The following is an 18554-nucleotide window of genomic DNA, read 5'->3' on the forward strand; positions in this document are numbered from 1 at the left end:
GTCTGATAAATTGTTAAAGAGCAGTTGCGACGCGGCTTTCAGCTCACTGTCGCGAGGTGGCGTATATTACGCTTTCCTCTTTCAGAGTCAACCCTGAATTTCAGGATTTTTTCTCTTTGTTGTTACGACCATCTTATGAAGTGTTTCACGTTGTCGTCTCAACGGAGGCGCATTATAGGGATCCCAATTTTTTGCACAAGTACTTTTTTGATCTTTTTTTCTGTTTGTTGCTTTTTCACCCTTTTTGCTGCATTCGCACACAAAACGGTGCTTTTTTGCATGCTAAAAGACTTGCACAAGGCCAATAATGCACCCAAAGTCATTAGTAAATCATTTATTGTTGAGGTAATTATGTCTGATGTTTTACGCCCATACCGCGATCTTTTTCCACAAATCGGTCAGCGCGTAATGATCGACGATAGCAGCGTCGTGATTGGTGACGTTCGTCTGGCTGATGATGTGGGGATCTGGCCGCTCGTTGTGATTCGTGGAGATGTACATTATGTACAGATCGGAGCACGCACCAATATCCAGGATGGCAGTATGTTGCATGTCACTCATAAATCCTCGTACAACCCAGATGGCAACCCATTAACCATTGGCGAAGATGTCACTGTTGGTCACAAGGTGATGCTCCACGGCTGCACCATTGGCAATCGAGTTTTGGTTGGGATGGGCTCAATTTTACTTGATGGCGCAATAGTAGAAGATGATGTGATGATTGGTGCGGGTAGCCTGGTCCCACAAAATAAACGGCTGGAGAGCGGATATCTGTATCTCGGTAGCCCCGTCAAACAGATCCGCCCGTTAAGTGATGAAGAGAAGGCTGGGTTACGCTATTCCGCAAATAACTACGTGAAATGGAAGGACGAATATCTGGATCAAGGTAACCAGACCCAACCTTGATCATCTTCACTTTGTTCCTGAATTAAGTTTTCCGCTTCTTCTTCCAGGTCCCAGCGATGCTGACGAAAACTCGCTAACCACTGTTCTGGCGTATCTCCAGTAAAGCGATACGCCAGACTCTCGCCAGAGATCGCACATGTCAGTTGCATACCATTCACGAGAGCGGGAAAACATACACATCTTTTATTCTCGTCCCACTCTTCCCTATCCGGAAACTGGATGGCCTGATTCACGCTGACAATTCCTGTTGCAATAGTTTGATGACCGGTTCTACATCAGGCAGAACGCCATGCCAAAGAAGGAAGGCATGAGCCGCCTGTGCCACCAGCATTCCTAAACCATCAGCATTACGCTTTGAGCCTCGCTGCTCACACCATGCCAGAAAAGGAGTTTTTCCTTTCTGATAGAACATGTCATAGCAATAAATGCCTGGGTGAATGAGCGATGACGGGATCGCCGGAATATCACCACTGATGCCACTGGATGTTGCATTAATAATGAGATCAAACTCATGACCTTCCAGTTTGTCCATACCCAACGCCTGAATACTGCCAGTGTGCGCAAACAATTTAGTCAACTCTTCCGCGCGAGATACCGTCCGATTAGTGATTGTCACCGCACAGTCCAGGGAAAGGAGTGGCAGTAGTACGCCGCGAGATGCTCCACCAGCGCCAATGAGCAGAATACGTAAACCAGGACGGATAAAAGACAGACGTTCCAGATCGCTTAACAAACCTATACCATCGGTATTGTCACCCAGCAGGCGTCCATCTTCTAACCGCTTGAGGGTATTAACAGCACCAGCCAACGCTGCCCGTTCAGTAAGCTCATCCGCTCTGGCAAAAGCCTCTTCTTTAAAAGGTACCGTCACATTCGCACCTTTACCACCAGCACTAAAGAAAGCGTTCAGTGTGTTGATGAAATCATTGATGGGTGCCAACACGCGCCCATAGGGATGTTCAATATTCAGTTGCTGAGCAAACTGCTGATGAATGAATGGCGATTTGCTGTGGGCTATCGGATTACCAAAAACAGCATAGGTTTCCATTATGTTACCCCTGTCGAAACAGTTCACCCGTCAGGGCATCGCGGATTTCTGAAGGATTTAAACGCCCCCCCGTTTCACCAGGCACAACCGGGAACGCCGCGCCAAATTGTGCGCGAACTTCGTCTACTGTTCGACAAGGTGGCAATCCACTCAAGTTGGCACTGGTAGAAACCAGCGGTTTACCATAAGCCTTGCACAAAGCAACCACCAACGGATGGTCGGTGACTCGTACAGCAAGCGAATCAAAGCGGCCCGTCAACCAGCGCGGTGTTGTCGCAGGCGCGGGAAAAACAAAGGTGACAGGACCTGGCCAGCGAGAAAATATAGTTTCACGCTGCGCGTCAGTCAGCATGGTGTCATCAATATAGGGTTTAAGCTGCTCGTAATTTGCGGCGATTAGAATCAGCCCCTTATCAACCGGACGCTGTTTTAACTCCAACAGTCGCATCACTGCTGTTTCGCTATCAGGATCGCACCCGACACCGAAAACGGCTTCCGTTGGATAGGCGATGACACGTTCTTCATTGAGGACATCTATCGCAGCTGCGATAGTGTCTCCTTGCAGGTTATTATTCACGTTATTATTCCGCCGAAACCGGCTTTCCACATTGTTTACTGGCACAAAAGTGTTTTACACCCTGCGCGGTTTTCTTTTCGATGAGTAGCGGATAATGACACTCAGGGCATTCTCCAGCTATGGGTTTGAAGTTAATGGCAAATTGACACTCCGGGTAGCGATCACAGGAGTGAAACGTTTTGCCATAACGGGAGCGGCGCTGGACCAGATGGCCCGTCCGGCATTGGGGGCATGTAATTGCTGTTTCGTCCGGTTTATCGATAAGTTCGGTATGTTCGCATTCAGGGTAGTTACTGCAACCAATAAACATACCAAAGCGTCCCTGGCGTAATACCAGATTTGCGCCACATGCAGGGCAAACCTGCCCCTCCAGAACTTTGACAATATGTCCATCCGCTGAAGATTTCAGAGGACGGACGTAGTCACACGCCGGATACTGTGAGCATCCAAGAAACGGACCGTGTTTCCCGGATCGAATAACCAGTTCAGCCCCGCACTTTGGGCAGGACTCATTATTACGCACCGTGAACAGTGCTGATTTCGCCATAACAACTTATGCTGAATTAAAGAAATGATTAATGCAGCATACCTTCATTCACTTCAAAGAGTAATTCTTCCATTTGCTGGTACGCATTTTCGCAGCCCGGAATATTGAACAACACCATCAGGATTACCCATTTCAGGTCTTCCAGGTCGAACTCTGCGGTATCCAGCGCGAGCACTCGCTCTATCACCATTTCACGGGTTTCAAGGTTAAGCACCTGAATTTGCTCAAGGAAAAGCAAAAAACCACGACAGCTGGCATCCAGTCTTTCACACTCTTCAGGGGTATAAATACGCATGGAGAGTGGATCAGAGGCCAGTTGCATCGGTTCTGCCAGTCCTTCCTGATAATCCGCAAGCTTTTCCAGCCAAAGCAGGGCATTGTAGATATCTTCTCGATCAAATCCTGCGTCGGTAAGATCCTGTTCAAGTTTGTCTTGATCCACACGCAACTCAGCTTCTGTGTGAATATAGGTTTCAAACAAATACATTAGTACGTCGAACATGGCATGCCCTCCTCAATCGGACATAGCCGCCGGGTACAGCTGCGATCCATCCTGCTAACTCCAGTTCGAGTAGTTGAGTAACTACCTCTGGCACAGGTTGGCCGGCACGTTCAGCGACGACGTCAACAGGTGTTACCTCATCTCCTACGTTAGCCAGGAGCTCAGGAAATGGCAATGCCACGTCTTCCTGATCTGGTGAATAAAATGAATTTTCAGGGGCGTCTGGCAACCAGTGCAATCCAAATTGCAAGTTTTCCAGAATTTCTTCCGGTTCCGTCACAAGAATCGCACCTTGTTTTATTAACCAGTGAGGCCCTTCGCTTCCCGGATTCCCTATTGGTCCTGGCAAGGCAAAAACTTCACGCCCCTGCTCAAGCGCACAACGTGCTGTCACCAGCGAACCACTGCGCAAAGCCGCTTCCACCACTAGTACACCTTTACTTAAACCACTGATAATGCGATTTCTTCGTGGGAAATTGTAAGCAAGGGGTGGAACATCGAGGGGAAATTCCGAGACAAGAGCCCCACCATGTTCAAGCAAACTGGTAGCCAGTCGGGCATGGCGACGCGGATGAATGGTATTAAGTCCATTCCCCAATACAGCAATGCTGACGCCATTTACCTGTAAGGCCGCTTTATGCGCCACACCATCGATTCCACGCGCCAGTCCACTCGTAATTGTCACTCCACGCGTCGCCAGAGTTTCGCAAAATAATCGTCCCCATCGCTCGTCATACCATGAATGCGCCCGACTCCCCACTACGGCAAGCTGAAATGAATGCAACGCGTGCAGTTCTCCTGCAACAAACAGTGCGCCGGGGTAATCTGTCGTCGCCAGAAGTTGAGGAGGATAAAATTCGCTGTCCGCAGGGATTAAATGATGGTTGGGTTGCTCCAACCAACAAAGTGAGCTTTCGATACTCTTTCGCGGAAATGAAAGAAAGCGTTGTGCCTGCCGCAATGTAAGCCCTGTTTGCTGCAATACAACCGCATCAATATACGACTGTTTTGCCAGCCAGTGAGCTATACGGACCATATTATCGCCGTACAAGCTGCTGATGCTCATTAAACGCAGCCAAATTTCTGTATCGACCATCCTTATCTCCCTGCCATAAGCAGCCTTAGCAATCTTTGCGATTGGTCAGTGATGCTGTCAATCAGAGGGGGATTTGTCTAGAATAGAAGAAATAATCTTTCTAACTCCTGAACACATCTCTGGAGATTTATGTCAGTTTTGCAAGTGTTACATATTCCGGACGAGCGGCTTCGCAAAGTTGCTAAACCGGTAGAAGAAGTGAATGCAGAAATTCAGCGTATCGTCGATGATATGTTCGAGACGATGTACGCAGAAGAAGGTATTGGCCTGGCGGCAACCCAGGTTGATATCCATCAACGTATCATTGTTATTGATGTTTCGGAAAACCGTGACGAACGGCTGGTGTTAATCAATCCGGAGCTTTTAGAAAAAAGCGGCGAAACAGGCATTGAAGAAGGTTGCCTGTCGATCCCTGAACAACGTGCTTTAGTGCCACGCGCAGAGAAAGTTAAAATTCGCGCCCTGGACCGCGACGGTAAACCATTTGAACTGGAAGCAGACGGTCTGTTAGCCATCTGTATTCAGCATGAGATGGATCACCTAGTCGGCAAACTGTTTATGGATTATTTGTCACCGCTGAAACAACAACGTATTCGTCAGAAAGTTGAAAAACTGGATCGTCTGAAAGCCCGGGCTTAAGGATAAGAACTAACGTGTCAGAATCACTACGTATTATTTTTGCGGGTACACCTGACTTTGCAGCGCGTCATCTCGACGCGCTGTTGTCTTCTGGTCATAACGTCGTTGGCGTGTTCACCCAGCCAGACCGACCGGCAGGACGCGGTAAAAAACTGATGCCCAGCCCGGTTAAAGTTCTGGCTGAGGAAAAAGCTCTGCCCGTTTTTCAACCGGTTTCCCTGCGTCCACAAGAAAACCAGCAACTGGTCGCCGATCTACAGGCTGATGTTATGGTTGTCGTCGCCTATGGCTTAATTCTGCCTAAAGCAGTGCTGGAGATGCCGCGTCTTGGCTGTATCAACGTTCATGGTTCACTGCTGCCACGCTGGCGCGGTGCTGCACCAATCCAACGCTCACTATGGGCGGGTGATGCAGAAACTGGTGTGACCATTATGCAAATGGATGTTGGTTTAGACACCGGTGACATGCTCTATAAGCTCTCCTGCCCGATTACTGCAGAAGATACCAGTGGTACTCTGTACGACAAGCTGGCAGAGCTTGGCCCACAAGGGCTTATCACCACATTGAAACAACTGGCAGACGGCACGGCGAAACCAGAAGTTCAGGACGAAACTCTTGTCACTTACGCCGAAAAGTTGAGTAAAGAAGAAGCGCGTATTGACTGGTCGCTTTCGGCAGCGCAGCTTGAACGCTGCATTCGCGCTTTCAATCCATGGCCAATGAGCTGGCTGGAAATTGAAGGACAGCCGGTTAAAGTCTGGAAAGCGTCGGTCATTGATACGGCAACCAACGCTGCACCAGGAACGATCCTTGAAGCCAATAAACAAGGCATTCAGGTTGCGACTGGTGATGGCATCCTGAACCTGCTCTCGTTACAACCTGCGGGTAAGAAAGCGATGAGCGCGCAAGACCTCCTGAATTCTCGTCGGGAATGGTTTGTTCCGGGCAACCGTCTGGTCTGATAGTCCACTCTTCTAAGCCCGGTCTTGCCGGGCATTTTTATACTTATGAAAAAACAACGTAATTTACGTAGCATGGCGGCACAGGCCGTTGAACAAGTCGTCGAGCAAGGGCAATCATTAAGCAACATTCTGCCACCGCTCCAGCAAAAAGTTTCCGATAAAGACAAAGCACTTCTTCAAGAGTTGTGCTTTGGCGTACTGCGTACGCTTTCACAGTTAGACTGGCTGATTAATAAGTTAATGGCCCGTCCGATGACCGGCAAACAGCGCACTGTGCATTACCTGATTATGGTTGGTTTGTATCAACTGCTTTATACCCGCATACCACCTCATGCTGCGCTGGCTGAAACGGTTGAAGGCGCTATCGCAATTAAGCGCCCGCAACTTAAAGGGTTGATAAACGGTGTATTACGCCAGTTCCAGCGTCAGCAAGAAGAGTTATTAGCCGAGTTTAATGCCAGTGATGCACGTTATCTGCATCCTTCCTGGTTGCTGAAGCGTCTGCAAAAAGCGTATCCAGAGCAGTGGCAATCCATCGTCGAAGCCAATAACCAGCGTCCGCCAATGTGGCTGCGCGTTAATCGTACGCATCATTCCCGCGACAGCTGGCTTGCATTGCTGGATGAAGCAGGAATGAAAGGTTTCCCGCATGCGGATTACCCTGATGCTGTACGTCTGGAAACACCTGCACCTGTTCATGCGCTACCTGGTTTTGAAGACGGATGGGTTACCGTTCAGGATGCCTCAGCACAAGGTTGCATGACCTGGCTTGCGCCACAAAACGGTGAACACATTTTGGATCTTTGTGCCGCCCCCGGCGGTAAAACAACGCATATCCTTGAGGTGGCACCAGAAGCGCAGGTTGTTGCGGTTGATATTGACGAACAGCGCCTCTCTCGCGTTTACGACAATTTAAAACGCCTTGGTATGAAAGCGACCGTGAAACAAGGTGATGGCCGCTACCCTTCCCACTGGTGTGGCGAGCAACAGTTTGATCGCATTTTATTAGATGCGCCTTGTTCAGCAACGGGGGTGATTCGTCGCCATCCGGATATTAAATGGTTACGTCGCGATCGCGATATCCCGGAACTCGCGCAATTGCAGTCTGAAATTCTCGACGCCATTTGGCCGCATTTAAAATCCGGTGGAACCCTGGTCTATGCCACCTGTTCGGTGTTACCGGAAGAGAATAGCCTGCAGATTAAAGCCTTTTTGCAACGTACCGCTGATGCCGAACTTTGCGAAACAGGAACACCAGAGCAACCGGGTAAACAAAATCTGCCTGGTGCCGAAGAGGGCGACGGCTTCTTTTACGCTAAGCTAATCAAAAAGTGATGAGATAACGGGTCGCGACTGATGAAAATTATCATTCTGGGTGCCGGCCAGGTTGGCGGCACACTGGCGGAAAACCTGGTTGGCGAGAACAACGATATTACTGTTGTCGATACCAACGGTGAGCGTCTGCGGACCTTACAGGATAAATTTGACCTGCGAGTCGTGCAGGGGCATGGCTCTCATCCACGTGTATTGCGGGAGGCAGGTGCCGACGACGCCGATATGCTGGTTGCTGTAACCAGTTCAGATGAAACCAATATGGTTGCCTGCCAGGTAGCCTACTCACTTTTCAACACCCCTAATCGCATCGCTCGCATCCGCTCACCAGACTACGTGCGCGATGCCGATAAGCTATTTCATTCAGATGCTGTACCGATTGATCATCTGATCGCACCAGAGCAGTTGGTTATCGATAATATTTACCGACTGATTGAATATCCCGGCGCATTGCAGGTGGTGAACTTCGCTGAGGGTAAAGTCAGCCTGGCTGTGGTTAAAGCCTATTATGGCGGCCCGCTGATTGGTAATGCACTTTCGACCATGCGCGAGCATATGCCACATATCGATACTCGTGTGGCAGCAATTTTCCGCCATGATCGCCCCATTCGTCCGCAAGGTTCGACCATTGTTGAAGCGGGTGATGAAGTGTTCTTTATTGCCGCTTCACAGCATATCCGCGCGGTGATGAGTGAATTACAGCGACTGGAAAAACCGTATAAGCGGATCATGCTGGTTGGTGGTGGTAATATCGGTGCAGGGCTGGCGCGTCGTCTGGAAAAAGATTACAGCGTCAAACTCATCGAACGTAATCAGCAGCGCGCTGCCGAACTGGCGGAAAAATTGCAGAATACGATCGTCTTTTTTGGTGATGCGTCGGATCAAGAACTGCTGGCCGAAGAACATATCGATCAAGTTGATCTGTTTATTGCTGTCACCAACGATGACGAAGCCAATATCATGTCCGCCATGCTTGCCAAACGTATGGGTGCGAAAAAGGTGATGGTATTGATCCAGCGTCGCGCTTATGTAGATCTGGTTCAGGGGAGCGTGATCGATATTGCGATTTCACCGCAACAAGCAACTATTTCTGCGTTGCTTAGCCATGTGCGAAAAGCAGATATTGTTGGTGTTTCCTCACTGCGCCGCGGCGTAGCAGAAGCTATTGAAGCCGTTGCTCACGGTGATGAAAGCACCTCACGCGTTGTCGGCAGAGTCATTGATGAAATCAAGCTACCGCCAGGAACGATTATTGGAGCGGTGGTACGTGGAAACGACGTGATGATTGCCAATGACAATCTGCGCATTGAGCAAGGCGATCACGTAATTATGTTCCTCACAGATAAAAAGTTTATTACCGACGTCGAAAGACTCTTCCAGCCAAGTCCTTTCTTCTTGTAATTAATAAGGCGTCTAATGACGCCTTATCATTTCCCTTTGATTATCAAGGATTAATTAAATCCATTCCTGGCAGGAAAATAGCTTAACATTTGTTAGACTTATGATTGTCGGCTTCATAGGGAGAATAACATGAGCATTATTAAAGAATTTCGCGAATTTGCGATGCGCGGGAACGTGGTGGATTTGGCGGTGGGTGTCATTATCGGTGCGGCATTCGGGAAGATTGTATCTTCACTGGTTGCCGATATCATTATGCCACCTCTGGGCTTATTAATTGGCGGGATCGATTTCAAACAGTTTGCTGTCACGCTACGCGATGCGCAGGGGGATATCCCTGCTGTTGTGATGCATTACGGTGTCTTCATTCAAAACGTCTTTGATTTTCTGATTGTGGCCTTTGCCATCTTTATGGCGATTAAGCTAATCAACAAACTGAATCGGAAAAAAGAAGAACCAGCAGCCGCACCAGCACCAACTAAAGAAGAAGTATTACTGACAGAAATTCGTGATTTGCTGAAAGAGCAGAATAACCGCTCTTAACAAACGCCTGAAAGCAGAAGGCCAGTGGTAAAAAAGTGATTTACTTTCTTGCCACTGGCCTCCCAGTTCCCCCGATTGCCATGTTTTCCTTTTCGCATGTAACTGCCTTTCCCTTTCTTATTTTTCTCTACTCGCTGTCGGAATAAGGGATCATGTAGTAATGCTTCTATCGCATTATCCTTTATCTGCCCTTTAGTATGCTGATATCGGCTCATAAAAACTCCAGTTGGTTATTTAACGGCGCGAGTGTAATCCTGTCAGTGCAAAAAATCAACAGCCACTCTTAACGCCACTCGCCCCTTGTTCAAGAGCTTCAAGAATCGAGCAATAAACACTGCTATGGGCGGTCCCACAACAGGCATCGTTAAGGCGTTGCAAGGAACGCTGCATACTCTGCAACTCGGCTATCCGTGCTTCGACTTCCTGCAATCTTTCCTGCACAATGCCTTTTGACTCCTGACAGGTATGGTGTTCAGGATCGATACGGATCGACAGCAACTCGCGGATCGACTCTAGACTGAAACCTAGTTGTCTGGCATGGCGGATAAATTTCAATCGCTGGAGATCGCTTTCGGTATACAGGCGAAACCCACCTTCAGTACGCACTTCATGCTCCATCATCTGCTGTTTTTCGTAATAACGAATCGTGTCGGGTGTTACTTCCGCCATTTTTGCCAGCTCACCAATGCGATACATACATACTCCACTAGTTATCGTTGATTTTATTCAACAACTTGTCAGCATAATCGCCGCGTAAAAAATCGGTACTCAGTCCAGCTTGTCGCAGCTTCAATTCCAGTAATGACAATCGACGACTAACCTCTTGATATTGCGGATCATCGTGACGGATACCTTTGAGGATATCCAGAAGCTGAATTGCTTCCCTCCGCTGCTCAAGTTCTGGCGGTAAGCAACCAGCATTCTTCAGCAAGCGATACCCCGCACGTAATTCTGGTGGCACGTGTGAATCATCATCCAGAATCAATGGCTCGCCACTTCCCGGAAGATTATCAAACTCACCTTTGGATTGTGCCTCAGTAATATGACGCTCTGCCCACTGGTCAAGTAACCACATAAATACTCCAGGGGATGAACAAAAAGAGTACTGCTATTGTAGATAAGTGGGGATACTACGGGTATAAAAAAACCCGCCGGGGCGGGTTTTTTTACGTTGCTTCAGATTACTCTGCAGCAGCTTCTGCTTTCTCTGAACGATCAACCAGCTCGATGTAAGCCATCGGCGCGTTGTCGCCTGCACGGAAGCCACACTTCAGAATACGAGTGTAACCACCGGCACGGCTCGCGAAACGCGGGCCCAGTTCGTTAAACAGTTTTGCCACGATCTCGTTATCACGAGTACGGGCGAATGCCAGACGACGATTAGCAACGCTATCAGTCTTGGCAAGAGTAATCAGCGGCTCAACTACGCGGCGCAGCTCTTTCGCTTTAGGCAGAGTCGTCTTGATGATTTCATGACGAACCAGTGAACCTGCCATATTGCGGAACATAGCCTGGCGATGGCTGCTGTTGCGGTTCAGTTGACGACCACTCTTACGATGGCGCATGACCTTATCCTTCTCAGTAAAACCTTAACCTGTGATCCGGTTACTCGTCAGCGATGCTTGCCGGTGGCCAGTTTTCCAGGCGCATGCCCAGAGACAGTCCACGGGAAGCCAGCACGTCTTTAATCTCAGTAAGAGATTTTTTACCAAGGTTAGGCGTTTTAAGGAGCTCAACCTCGGTACGCTGTACCAGATCACCGATATAGTGGATAGCTTCTGCTTTAAGGCAGTTAGCAGAGCGGACAGTCAATTCCAGATCGTCAACAGGGCGCAGCAGGATCGGATCGAACTCTGGTTTCTCTTCTTTCACTTCAGGCTGACGTACATCACGTAAGTCAACGAAAGCTTCCAGTTGTTCAGCCAGAATGGTTGCCGCACGACGAATCGCCTCTTCAGGATCGATTGTGCCGTTGGTTTCCATTTCGATGACCAGCTTGTCCAGGTCGGTACGCTGTTCTACACGCGCTGCTTCAACATTGTAGGCAATACGCTCCACAGGGCTGTAGCATGCGTCGACCAGCAGACGGCCGATTGGGCGCTCATCTTCTTCCGAATGAATTCGGGTAGAAGCCGGCACATAACCACGACCGCGCTGAACTTTGATACGCATGCTAATAGACGCGTTCTCATCGGTCAGGTGGCAGATCACGTGCTGCGGCTTGACGATTTCGACATCACCGTCGTGGGTGATATCGGCTGCAGTCACAGGGCCAATGCCAGATTTATTCAAGGTAAGAATAACTTCATCTTTGCCCTGAACTCTCACCGCCAGCCCTTTCAGGTTGAGCAGGATTTCCAGGATATCTTCCTGAACGCCTTCTTTGGTGCTGTACTCATGTAGTACACCATCAATCTCAACCTCGGTCACCGCGCAACCCGGCATCGATGAGAGCAGAATACGGCGCAGTGCGTTACCCAGAGTATGGCCAAAGCCACGCTCTAAAGGCTCAAGGGTCACCTTGGCGTGCGTCGAACTCACTTGCTCGATATCAACCAGGCGCGGTTTTAGAAACTCTGTCACAGAACCCTGCATTGTGTCCTCTCTTTGGTACTAAGCTTTACTTGGAGTAAAGCTCGACGATCAGGTGTTCGTTAATGTCCGCAGACAGATCAGAACGCTCCGGCTTACGCTTAAACGTACCTTCCATCTTGCCAGCATCAACTTCCAGCCAGGTTGGCTTTTCACGCTGCTCAGCCAGCTCCAGAGCGGCTTTCACGCGAGACTGCTTCTTCGCTTTCTCACGAATGCTTACAACGTCATTCGGACTAACCTGATAAGAAGCGATGTTAACAACACGACCGTTTACCATAATTGCTTTATGGCTAACCAGCTGACGTGCTTCTGCACGAGTGGCACCGAAGCCCATACGGTATACAACGTTGTCCAGACGACCTTCCAGCAGAGCCAACAGGTTTTCACCGGTGTTGCCTTTCAGACGTGCTGCTTCTTTGTAGTAGTTACGGAACTGACGCTCCAGCACACCATAGATACGGCGAACTTTTTGCTTTTCACGCAACTGCACACCATAGTCAGACAGACGCGGTTTACGCGCACCGTGCTGGCCAGGAGCTTGTTCAATTTTACACTTGGTATCGATCGCGCGAACGCCAGACTTAAGGAATAAGTCGGTGCCCTCACGACGGCTCAGCTTGAGCTTAGGACCCAAATATCTTGCCATTTTCTTTCTCCAACAAACCTGGAAAACGAGGCGTTATACGCGACGTTTTTTCGGCGGACGACAACCGTTATGAGGGATCGGAGTCACATCAGTAATGTTAGTGATGCGGAAACCTGCGGCGTTCAGAGCACGAATAGTAGATTCGCGGCCTGGACCCGGACCTTTAACCATAACTTCCAGATTCTTGATGCCGTATTCTTTCACGGCGTCAGCGCAACGCTCTGCTGCAACCTGAGCTGCAAACGGAGTGGATTTGCGAGAACCACGGAAACCGGAACCACCGGCTGTTGCCCAACCCAACGCGTTACCCTGACGATCAGTGATAGTCACGATGGTGTTGTTGAAAGAAGCATGGATATGAGCCACGCCGTCAGAGACTTGTTTTCTTACACGTTTACGTGCACGAATTGGTGCCTTTGCCATTATTCAATCACCCCGATTATTTCTTGATCGGTTTGCGCGGACCCTTACGGGTACGTGCGTTGGTCTTGGTACGCTGACCGCGAACCGGGAGACCACGACGATGACGCAAACCGCGATAGCAACCAAGATCCATCAGGCGCTTGATGCTCATGCTGATTTCACGGCGCAGATCACCTTCAACGACAAATTTGGCAACTTCGTCACGCAGCGTGTCGATTTGTCCTTCAGACAGCTCACTGATCTTAACATCTTCAGCGATACCCGCTGCAGCCAGGATGGCTTTAGAACGGGTCTTGCCGACGCCATAAATCGAAGTTAATGCGATTACGGCATGCTTATGATCAGGAATGTTAATGCCTGCTATACGGGCCACTATGCACTCCTACTATTTAATATGTACGTTCCATGCTGAAAAGCCCGTTTTCAGGATACTCAAATGGAAACGCACAGACATACAAAAGATTGGCTGGCTAATCTAGCCAGCTCAACCCAACTTTGCAAGAAAAATATGCGAAAAAATCAGCCTTGGCGCTGTTTATGCTTCGGCTCGGCACTGCAAATCACACGGATGACACCATCACGCTTAACGATTTTGCAGTTACGGCATAATTTCTTGACGGAAGCACGAACTTTCATTTTTACTCTCCGTAACTTCTCGGGCGACCAATTATCGGCCGTAGCCTTTCAGGTTCGCCTTCTTCAATGCAGACTCATACTGACTGGACATCATCAGAGTTTGCACTTGAGCCATAAAGTCCATAATCACGACAACAACGATAAGCAGTGAGGTCCCACCGAAGTAGAACGGTACTTTCATTGCATCACGCATGAACTCCGGGATCAGGCAGATAAAGGTAATATACAGCGCACCAACCAGGGTCAGGCGGGTCATTACTTTATCGATATACTTCGCCGTTTGCTCTCCCGGACGAATTCCTGGTACAAATGCACCGGACTTCTTCAGGTTATCTGCTGTTTCACGCGGGTTGAAAACCAACGCCGTGTAGAAGAAACAGAAGAAGATGATTGCAGACGCATAGAGTAACACATAAAGCGGTTGCCCAGGCTGCAAATACAGCGAAATTGTTGTCAGCCAGTTCCAACCAGTACCGCCCCCGAACCATGACGCGATGGTCGCCGGGAACAGAATAATACTGGAAGCGAAGATTGCCGGGATTACCCCCGCCATATTCACTTTCAGCGGTAAATGTGTGCTCTGTGCAGCATAGACACGACGACCTTGCTGACGTTTCGCGTAGTTTACCACAATGCGGCGTTGACCACGCTCAACAAATACAACAAAGAACGTCACTGCAAATACTAATACTGCAACCAACAGCAACACGAGGAAGTGCAGGTCGCCTTGACGCGCTTGCTCGATAGTATGGGCAATGGCTGGCGGGAGTCCCGCGACAATACCGGCGAAGATAATGATTGAAATACCGTTGCCGATACCTCGTTCAGTGATCTGTTCGCCCAACCACATCAGGAACATGGTTCCTGTGACCAGACTTACAACAGCGGTGAAGTAGAATGCAAAGCCCGGGTTAATCACCAGGCCTTGCATACCAGGCATATTCGGCAGACCGGTAGCAATACCGATCGACTGGAATATTGCCAGCACCAGAGTACCGTAGCGGGTGTACTGGCTGATCTTACGACGACCAGACTCCCCTTCTTTCTTAATTTCTGCCAACGTTGGGTGAACCACCGTCAGCAGCTGGATAATGATCGACGCCGAAATATACGGCATGATCCCCAGAGCAAAGATAGAAGCACGGCTGAGAGCACCACCAGAGAACATGTTAAACATTTCAATGATGGTGCCCCGCTGTTGCTCAAGCAGTTTGGCAAGTACAGCGGCATCAATACCAGGGATCGGAATAAAAGAGCCAATACGGAACACAATCAGCGCACCGATAACAAACAGCAGTCTGCGTTTCAGCTCGCCTAAGCCACCTTTGGCACTTTGAAAATCTAATCCCGGTTGTTTAGCCATCTGCTACTTATTCCTCGATTTTACCGCCAGCAGCTTCGATAGCAGCACGAGCGCCTTTAGTAACACGCAGGCCACGAACAGTTACCGGAGTAGTTACTTCGCCAGCCAGGATCACTTTCGCGAACTCGATCTGGATACCGATAATGTTAGCCGCTTTCAGCGTGTTCAGGTCTACAACACCGCCTTCTACTTTAGCCAGGTCAGACAGACGAACTTCGGCTGTAATCGCTGCTTTACGAGAAGTGAAGCCGAATTTCGGCAGACGACGGTACAGAGGCATCTGACCACCCTCGAAACCGCGACGTACGCCACCGCCAGAACGAGACTTCTGACCTTTGTGACCACGACCACCGGTTTTACCGAGGCCAGAACCGATACCACGACCCAGGCGTTTACCCGCCTTTTTGGAGCCTTCGGCCGGAGACAGAGTATTTAAACGCATCTCTTACTCCTCAACTTTAACCATGAAGGAAACCGCGTTGATCATACCGCGAATAGCAGGAGTATCCTCGCGCTCTACGGTGTGACCAATACGACGCAGACCCAGGCCAAGCAGCGTTGCCTTGTGTTTCGGCAGACGACCGATTGCACTGCGGGTTTGAGTAATTTTAATAGTCTTTGCCATGGTTTATTTCCCCAGAATTTCTTCAACGGATTTACCACGCTTGGCAGCGACCATTTCTGGAGAATTCATATTTTCCAGGCCATCGATAGTTGCACGAACCACGTTAATCGGGTTGGTGGAACCATACGCTTTAGCCAGTACGTTATGAACCCCAGCGACTTCCAGAACGGCGCGCATTGCACCACCGGCGATGATACCGGTACCTTCGGAAGCCGGCTGCATGAATACGCGAGAACCCGTATGAACACCTTTAACAGGGTGTTGCAGAGTGCCGTTATTCAGCGCGACGTTAATCATATTGCGACGGGCTTTTTCCATCGCTTTCTGGATCGCTGCTGGAACTTCACGCGCTTTACCGTAACCAAAACCAACGCGACCGTTACCATCGCCAACTACAGTCAGAGCTGTGAAGGAGAAAATACGACCACCTTTAACGGTTTTAGATACGCGGTTTACCGCGATCAGCTTTTCCTGCAGTTCGCCAGCTTGTTTTTCGATGTGAGCCATCTTACACCTCTACCTTAGAACTGAAGGCCAGCTTCACGGGCAGCATCTGCCAGTGCCTGGACACGACCATGATATTGGAACCCGGAACGGTCAAAGGATACATCTTTGATGCCTTTTTCCAGAGCGCGTTCAGCGACAGCTTTACCCACAGCTGCAGCCGCGTCTTTGTTACCGGTGTACTTCAGTTGTTCAGCGATAGCTTTTTCTACAGTAGAAGCAGCTACCAGAACTTCAGAACCGTTCGGTGCAATTACCTGTGCGTAAATGTGACGCGGGGTACGATGTACCACCAGGCGAGTTGCGCCCAGCTCCTGGAGCTTGCGGCGTGCGCGGGTCGCACGACGGATACGAGCAGATTTCTTATCCATAGTGTTACCTTACTTCTTCTTAGCCTCTTTGGTACGCACGACTTCGTCGGCGTAACGAACACCCTTGCCTTTATAAGGCTCAGGACGACGGTAGGCGCGCAGATCCGCTGCAACCTGGCCGATCACCTGCTTATCAGCGCCTTTCAGCACGATTTCAGTCTGAGTCGGACATTCAGCAGTGATTCCCGCTGGCAGCTGATGGTCAACTGGGTGAGAGAAACCTAAAGACAGGTTTACTACGTTCCCTTTAACCGCTGCACGATAACCTACACCAACCAGCTGCAGCTTCTTAGTGAAGCCTTCGGTAACACCGATAACCATTGAGTTCAGCAGGGCACGCGCGGTACCAGCCTGTGCCCAACCGTCTGCGTAACCATCACGCGGACCGAAGGTCAGGGTATTATCTGCATGTTTAACTTCAACAGCATCGTTGAGAGTACGAGTCAGCTCGCCGTTTTTACCTTTGATCGTAATAACCTGACCGTTGATTTTTACGTCAACGCCGGCAGGAACAACGACCGGTGCTTTAGCAACACGAGACATTTTTTCCTCCGATTAGGCTACGTAGCAGATAATTTCGCCACCAAGACCAGCCTGGCGCGCTGCACGATCAGTCATAACACCTTTAGAGGTAGAAACAACTGCGATACCCAGACCCGCCATAACTTTCGGCAGCTCATCTTTACGTTTATAGATGCGCAGACCTGGGCGGCTGACACGCTGAATGCTTTCTACAACAGCTTTGCCCTGGAAATACTTCAGAGTAAGTTCCAGTTCAGGCTTGGTGTCGCCTTCAACTTTAAAATCTTCAATAAAACCTTCTTCCTTCAGCACGTTGGCGATTGCCACTTTCAGCTTGGAGGAAGGCATGGTGACCGCAGCTTTGTTCGCGGCCTGACCGTTACGGATACGGGTCAGCATATCCGCGATCGGATCTTGCATGCTCATCTGTCTTTACTCCCGTGATTCAATTGGTGACAATTACCAGCTAGCCTTTTTCAGACCCGGGATTTCACCGCGCATAGCGGCTTCACGGACCTTAATACGGCTCAACCCGAACTTCCGCAGGAAACCATGCGGACGACCTGTTTGACGGCAGCGGTTACGCTGACGAGACGGGCTGGAATCACGCGGCAGAGTCTGCAGCTTGAGAACAGCGTTCCAACGATCTTCGTCGGAAGCGTTCACATCAGAGATGATCGCTTTCAGTTCAGCGCGTTTCGCGAAGTATTTATCAGCTAAAGCTACGCGTTTTACTTCGCGTGCTTTCATTGATTGCTTAGCCATTTAGTAACCCTACCTTACTTGCGGAACGGGAAGTCAAAGGCAGCCAGCAGAGCGCGGCCTTCTTCGTCAGATTTCGCAGTAGTGGTAATGGTAATATCCAAACCACGAACGCGGTCGACTTTATCGTAGTCGATTTCTGGGAAGATGATCTGCTCACGGACACCCATGCTGTAGTTACCACGACCGTCGAAAGACTTAGCGGACAGGCCACGGAAGTCACGGATACGAGGTACAGCAATAGTGATCAGGCGCTCAAAGAACTCCCACATGCGTTCGCCACGCAGAGTTACTTTACAGCCGATCGGATAGCCCTGACGGATTTTGAAGCCTGCAACAGATTTGCGTGCTTTGGTGATCAGCGGTTTTTGACCGGAGATTGCTGCCAGGTCTGCTGCTGCGTTATCCAGCAGTTTTTTGTCAGCGATCGCCTCACCAACACCCATGTTCAGGGTGATCTTCTCGACCCGAGGGACTTGCATGACAGAATTGTAGTTAAACTCAGTCATGAGTTTTTTAACTACTTCGTCTTTGTAGTAATCATGCAGTTTCGCCAT

30 protein-coding genes are annotated in these 18554 nt (G+C 49.5%); 6 read left to right on the forward strand and 24 right to left on the reverse strand.

The window, feature by feature from the left end; translation table 11 throughout:
- Positions 1 to 351 precede the first annotated feature (351 nt).
- Positions 352 to 906, forward strand: a complete 555-nt coding sequence (locus tag ACJHX3_RS22705; protein WP_001286216.1) for a gamma carbonic anhydrase family protein — start codon at positions 352 to 354, stop codon at positions 904 to 906.
- Here ACJHX3_RS22705 and ACJHX3_RS22710 read toward each other — a convergent pair.
- Genes ACJHX3_RS22710 through dprA form a run of 6 tightly spaced genes read right to left on the reverse strand, consistent with a single transcriptional unit; the run spans position 882 to position 4676 of the window.
- Positions 882 to 1139, reverse strand: coding sequence for a DUF1488 domain-containing protein (locus ACJHX3_RS22710; RefSeq protein WP_001070567.1), 258 nt, complete (start codon positions 1137 to 1139; stop codon positions 882 to 884). The two genes, ACJHX3_RS22705 and ACJHX3_RS22710, sit on opposite strands and share 25 nt — an antisense overlap.
- Complete coding sequence (gene aroE, locus ACJHX3_RS22715) at positions 1136 to 1954, reverse strand: shikimate dehydrogenase (RefSeq protein WP_000451231.1); 819 nt, start codon at positions 1952 to 1954, stop codon at positions 1136 to 1138. The genes ACJHX3_RS22710 and aroE overlap by 4 nt, the downstream gene beginning before the upstream one ends.
- A gap of 4 nt (positions 1955 to 1958) precedes the next feature.
- Entirely contained in the window at positions 1959 to 2531 is a 573-nt protein-coding gene (tsaC, locus tag ACJHX3_RS22720) for an L-threonylcarbamoyladenylate synthase type 1 TsaC (RefSeq protein WP_001366671.1), read from the reverse strand.
- Between the two features lie 4 nt (positions 2532 to 2535).
- Positions 2536 to 3078, reverse strand: coding sequence for a type I DNA topoisomerase (locus ACJHX3_RS22725; RefSeq protein ID WP_001129723.1), 543 nt, complete (start codon positions 3076 to 3078; stop codon positions 2536 to 2538).
- A gap of 28 nt (positions 3079 to 3106) precedes the next feature.
- Positions 3107 to 3580, reverse strand: coding sequence for a DUF494 family protein Smg (gene smg, locus ACJHX3_RS22730; protein WP_000460672.1), 474 nt, complete (start codon positions 3578 to 3580; stop codon positions 3107 to 3109).
- Positions 3552 to 4676 carry a DNA-protecting protein DprA gene (gene dprA, locus ACJHX3_RS22735; RefSeq protein WP_094308104.1) on the reverse strand — a complete coding sequence of 375 codons (1125 nt, stop codon included), beginning with the start codon at positions 4674 to 4676 and terminating at the stop codon, positions 3552 to 3554. The genes smg and dprA overlap by 29 nt, the downstream gene beginning before the upstream one ends.
- Before the next feature lie 129 nt (positions 4677 to 4805).
- Here dprA and def point away from each other — a divergent pair, with 129 nt between their 5' ends.
- From def to mscL, 5 genes are all read left to right on the forward strand, one after another.
- Positions 4806 to 5315, forward strand: a complete 510-nt coding sequence (def, locus tag ACJHX3_RS22740; protein WP_000114984.1) for a peptide deformylase — start codon at positions 4806 to 4808, stop codon at positions 5313 to 5315.
- Between the two features lie 14 nt (positions 5316 to 5329).
- Positions 5330 to 6277 (forward strand): methionyl-tRNA formyltransferase, encoded by a 948-nt coding sequence (fmt, locus tag ACJHX3_RS22745; RefSeq protein WP_000004443.1) that lies wholly within the window; start codon positions 5330 to 5332, stop codon positions 6275 to 6277.
- A gap of 45 nt (positions 6278 to 6322) precedes the next feature.
- Complete coding sequence (gene rsmB / locus ACJHX3_RS22750; RefSeq protein WP_001469469.1) at positions 6323 to 7612, forward strand: 16S rRNA (cytosine(967)-C(5))-methyltransferase RsmB; 1290 nt, start codon at positions 6323 to 6325, stop codon at positions 7610 to 7612.
- A gap of 21 nt (positions 7613 to 7633) precedes the next feature.
- Positions 7634 to 9010, forward strand: a complete 1377-nt coding sequence (gene trkA / locus ACJHX3_RS22755) for a Trk system potassium transporter TrkA (protein WP_000691382.1) — start codon at positions 7634 to 7636, stop codon at positions 9008 to 9010.
- A 129-nt stretch (positions 9011 to 9139) separates the two neighbouring features.
- On the forward strand, positions 9140 to 9550 hold the full coding sequence (gene mscL / locus ACJHX3_RS22760; RefSeq protein ID WP_000022442.1) for a large-conductance mechanosensitive channel protein MscL: 411 nt from the start codon (positions 9140 to 9142) through the stop codon (positions 9548 to 9550).
- Here mscL and arfA read toward each other — a convergent pair.
- The 18 genes from arfA to rplE all read right to left on the reverse strand — a co-directional run bounded on the left by arfA (position 9547) and on the right by rplE (position 18554).
- Positions 9547 to 9765, reverse strand: a complete 219-nt coding sequence (gene arfA, locus ACJHX3_RS22765; protein WP_000092699.1) for an alternative ribosome-rescue factor ArfA — start codon at positions 9763 to 9765, stop codon at positions 9547 to 9549. The genes mscL and arfA overlap by 4 nt on opposite strands.
- Before the next feature lie 55 nt (positions 9766 to 9820).
- The gene (gene zntR / locus ACJHX3_RS22770; RefSeq protein ID WP_000285607.1) at positions 9821 to 10246 is read right to left on the reverse strand and encodes a Zn(2+)-responsive transcriptional regulator; all 426 of its coding nucleotides are present in this window, start codon (positions 10244 to 10246) and stop codon (positions 9821 to 9823) included.
- Between the two features lie 10 nt (positions 10247 to 10256).
- Positions 10257 to 10625 (reverse strand): DUF1992 domain-containing protein, encoded by a 369-nt coding sequence (locus ACJHX3_RS22775; RefSeq protein WP_000266533.1) that lies wholly within the window; start codon positions 10623 to 10625, stop codon positions 10257 to 10259.
- Positions 10626 to 10731: 106 nt separating this feature from the next.
- Positions 10732 to 11115: a 50S ribosomal protein L17 gene (gene rplQ, locus ACJHX3_RS22780; RefSeq protein ID WP_001216368.1), complete on the reverse strand. Its 384-nt coding sequence runs from the start codon at positions 11113 to 11115 to the stop codon at positions 10732 to 10734.
- A 40-nt stretch (positions 11116 to 11155) separates the two neighbouring features.
- The gene (locus ACJHX3_RS22785; protein ID WP_001162094.1) at positions 11156 to 12145 is read right to left on the reverse strand and encodes a DNA-directed RNA polymerase subunit alpha; all 990 of its coding nucleotides are present in this window, start codon (positions 12143 to 12145) and stop codon (positions 11156 to 11158) included.
- Positions 12146 to 12170: 25 nt separating this feature from the next.
- Positions 12171 to 12791 (reverse strand): 30S ribosomal protein S4, encoded by a 621-nt coding sequence (gene rpsD, locus ACJHX3_RS22790; protein WP_000135224.1) that lies wholly within the window; start codon positions 12789 to 12791, stop codon positions 12171 to 12173.
- Positions 12792 to 12824: 33 nt separating this feature from the next.
- The gene (rpsK, locus tag ACJHX3_RS22795) at positions 12825 to 13214 is read right to left on the reverse strand and encodes a 30S ribosomal protein S11 (protein ID WP_001029684.1); all 390 of its coding nucleotides are present in this window, start codon (positions 13212 to 13214) and stop codon (positions 12825 to 12827) included.
- A gap of 16 nt (positions 13215 to 13230) precedes the next feature.
- A complete protein-coding gene (rpsM, locus tag ACJHX3_RS22800) occupies positions 13231 to 13587 on the reverse strand; it encodes a 30S ribosomal protein S13 (protein ID WP_000090775.1) in 357 nt (118 codons plus the stop codon).
- Between the two features lie 146 nt (positions 13588 to 13733).
- Entirely contained in the window at positions 13734 to 13850 is a 117-nt protein-coding gene (rpmJ, locus tag ACJHX3_RS22805; RefSeq protein ID WP_000868187.1) for a 50S ribosomal protein L36, read from the reverse strand.
- A gap of 31 nt (positions 13851 to 13881) precedes the next feature.
- The gene (gene secY, locus ACJHX3_RS22810) at positions 13882 to 15213 is read right to left on the reverse strand and encodes a preprotein translocase subunit SecY (RefSeq protein WP_001118861.1); all 1332 of its coding nucleotides are present in this window, start codon (positions 15211 to 15213) and stop codon (positions 13882 to 13884) included.
- A gap of 7 nt (positions 15214 to 15220) precedes the next feature.
- The gene (gene rplO / locus ACJHX3_RS22815) at positions 15221 to 15655 is read right to left on the reverse strand and encodes a 50S ribosomal protein L15 (protein ID WP_001238917.1); all 435 of its coding nucleotides are present in this window, start codon (positions 15653 to 15655) and stop codon (positions 15221 to 15223) included.
- A 3-nt stretch (positions 15656 to 15658) separates the two neighbouring features.
- Positions 15659 to 15838, reverse strand: a complete 180-nt coding sequence (gene rpmD, locus ACJHX3_RS22820) for a 50S ribosomal protein L30 (RefSeq protein ID WP_001140433.1) — start codon at positions 15836 to 15838, stop codon at positions 15659 to 15661.
- Positions 15839 to 15841: 3 nt separating this feature from the next.
- The gene (rpsE, locus tag ACJHX3_RS22825; protein WP_000940121.1) at positions 15842 to 16345 is read right to left on the reverse strand and encodes a 30S ribosomal protein S5; all 504 of its coding nucleotides are present in this window, start codon (positions 16343 to 16345) and stop codon (positions 15842 to 15844) included.
- A gap of 14 nt (positions 16346 to 16359) precedes the next feature.
- Positions 16360 to 16713, reverse strand: a complete 354-nt coding sequence (gene rplR, locus ACJHX3_RS22830; protein ID WP_000358960.1) for a 50S ribosomal protein L18 — start codon at positions 16711 to 16713, stop codon at positions 16360 to 16362.
- 9 nt (positions 16714 to 16722) lie between these two features.
- Complete coding sequence (rplF, locus tag ACJHX3_RS22835) at positions 16723 to 17256, reverse strand: 50S ribosomal protein L6 (protein WP_000091947.1); 534 nt, start codon at positions 17254 to 17256, stop codon at positions 16723 to 16725.
- A 12-nt stretch (positions 17257 to 17268) separates the two neighbouring features.
- On the reverse strand, positions 17269 to 17661 hold the full coding sequence (gene rpsH / locus ACJHX3_RS22840; protein WP_000062611.1) for a 30S ribosomal protein S8: 393 nt from the start codon (positions 17659 to 17661) through the stop codon (positions 17269 to 17271).
- A gap of 33 nt (positions 17662 to 17694) precedes the next feature.
- Positions 17695 to 18000, reverse strand: a complete 306-nt coding sequence (rpsN, locus tag ACJHX3_RS22845) for a 30S ribosomal protein S14 (RefSeq protein ID WP_001118930.1) — start codon at positions 17998 to 18000, stop codon at positions 17695 to 17697.
- Positions 18001 to 18014: 14 nt separating this feature from the next.
- Complete coding sequence (rplE, locus tag ACJHX3_RS22850; RefSeq protein WP_001096200.1) at positions 18015 to 18554, reverse strand: 50S ribosomal protein L5; 540 nt, start codon at positions 18552 to 18554, stop codon at positions 18015 to 18017.

The organism is Escherichia sp. WS1265 (genome assembly GCF_046487585.1).
GTDB classification, from domain to species: domain Bacteria; phylum Pseudomonadota; class Gammaproteobacteria; order Enterobacterales; family Enterobacteriaceae; genus Escherichia; species Escherichia coli.

Bases quoted from the DNA above. Each gene is read 5' to 3' on its own strand.
- ACJHX3_RS22705 (WP_001286216.1), top strand. From the start codon at position 352: ATGTCTGATGTTTTACGCCCATACCGCGATCTTTTTCCACAAATCGGT.
- aroE (WP_000451231.1), bottom strand. From the start codon at position 1,954: ATGGAAACCTATGCTGTTTTTGGTAATCCGATAGCCCACAGCAAATCG.
- ACJHX3_RS22725 (WP_001129723.1), bottom strand. From the start codon at position 3,078: ATGGCGAAATCAGCACTGTTCACGGTGCGTAATAATGAGTCCTGCCCA.
- smg (WP_000460672.1), bottom strand. From the start codon at position 3,580: ATGTTCGACGTACTAATGTATTTGTTTGAAACCTATATTCACACAGAA.
- dprA (WP_094308104.1), bottom strand. From the start codon at position 4,676: ATGGTCGATACAGAAATTTGGCTGCGTTTAATGAGCATCAGCAGCTTG.
- def (WP_000114984.1), top strand. From the start codon at position 4,806: ATGTCAGTTTTGCAAGTGTTACATATTCCGGACGAGCGGCTTCGCAAA.
- rsmB (WP_001469469.1), top strand. From the start codon at position 6,323: ATGAAAAAACAACGTAATTTACGTAGCATGGCGGCACAGGCCGTTGAA.
- trkA (WP_000691382.1), top strand. From the start codon at position 7,634: ATGAAAATTATCATTCTGGGTGCCGGCCAGGTTGGCGGCACACTGGCG.
- mscL (WP_000022442.1), top strand. From the start codon at position 9,140: ATGAGCATTATTAAAGAATTTCGCGAATTTGCGATGCGCGGGAACGTG.
- arfA (WP_000092699.1), bottom strand. From the start codon at position 9,765: ATGAGCCGATATCAGCATACTAAAGGGCAGATAAAGGATAATGCGATA.
- zntR (WP_000285607.1), bottom strand. From the start codon at position 10,246: ATGTATCGCATTGGTGAGCTGGCAAAAATGGCGGAAGTAACACCCGAC.
- ACJHX3_RS22775 (WP_000266533.1), bottom strand. From the start codon at position 10,625: ATGTGGTTACTTGACCAGTGGGCAGAGCGTCATATTACTGAGGCACAA.
- rplQ (WP_001216368.1), bottom strand. From the start codon at position 11,115: ATGCGCCATCGTAAGAGTGGTCGTCAACTGAACCGCAACAGCAGCCAT.
- ACJHX3_RS22785 (WP_001162094.1), bottom strand. From the start codon at position 12,145: ATGCAGGGTTCTGTGACAGAGTTTCTAAAACCGCGCCTGGTTGATATC.
- rpsD (WP_000135224.1), bottom strand. From the start codon at position 12,791: ATGGCAAGATATTTGGGTCCTAAGCTCAAGCTGAGCCGTCGTGAGGGC.
- rpsK (WP_001029684.1), bottom strand. From the start codon at position 13,214: ATGGCAAAGGCACCAATTCGTGCACGTAAACGTGTAAGAAAACAAGTC.
- rpmJ (WP_000868187.1), bottom strand. From the start codon at position 13,850: ATGAAAGTTCGTGCTTCCGTCAAGAAATTATGCCGTAACTGCAAAATC.
- secY (WP_001118861.1), bottom strand. From the start codon at position 15,213: ATGGCTAAACAACCGGGATTAGATTTTCAAAGTGCCAAAGGTGGCTTA.
- rplO (WP_001238917.1), bottom strand. From the start codon at position 15,655: ATGCGTTTAAATACTCTGTCTCCGGCCGAAGGCTCCAAAAAGGCGGGT.
- rpmD (WP_001140433.1), bottom strand. From the start codon at position 15,838: ATGGCAAAGACTATTAAAATTACTCAAACCCGCAGTGCAATCGGTCGT.
- rpsE (WP_000940121.1), bottom strand. From the start codon at position 16,345: ATGGCTCACATCGAAAAACAAGCTGGCGAACTGCAGGAAAAGCTGATC.
- rplR (WP_000358960.1), bottom strand. From the start codon at position 16,713: ATGGATAAGAAATCTGCTCGTATCCGTCGTGCGACCCGCGCACGCCGC.
- rplF (WP_000091947.1), bottom strand. From the start codon at position 17,256: ATGTCTCGTGTTGCTAAAGCACCGGTCGTTGTTCCTGCCGGCGTTGAC.
- rpsH (WP_000062611.1), bottom strand. From the start codon at position 17,661: ATGAGCATGCAAGATCCGATCGCGGATATGCTGACCCGTATCCGTAAC.
- rpsN (WP_001118930.1), bottom strand. From the start codon at position 18,000: ATGGCTAAGCAATCAATGAAAGCACGCGAAGTAAAACGCGTAGCTTTA.
- rplE (WP_001096200.1), bottom strand. From the start codon at position 18,554: ATGGCGAAACTGCATGATTACTACAAAGACGAAGTAGTTAAAAAACTC.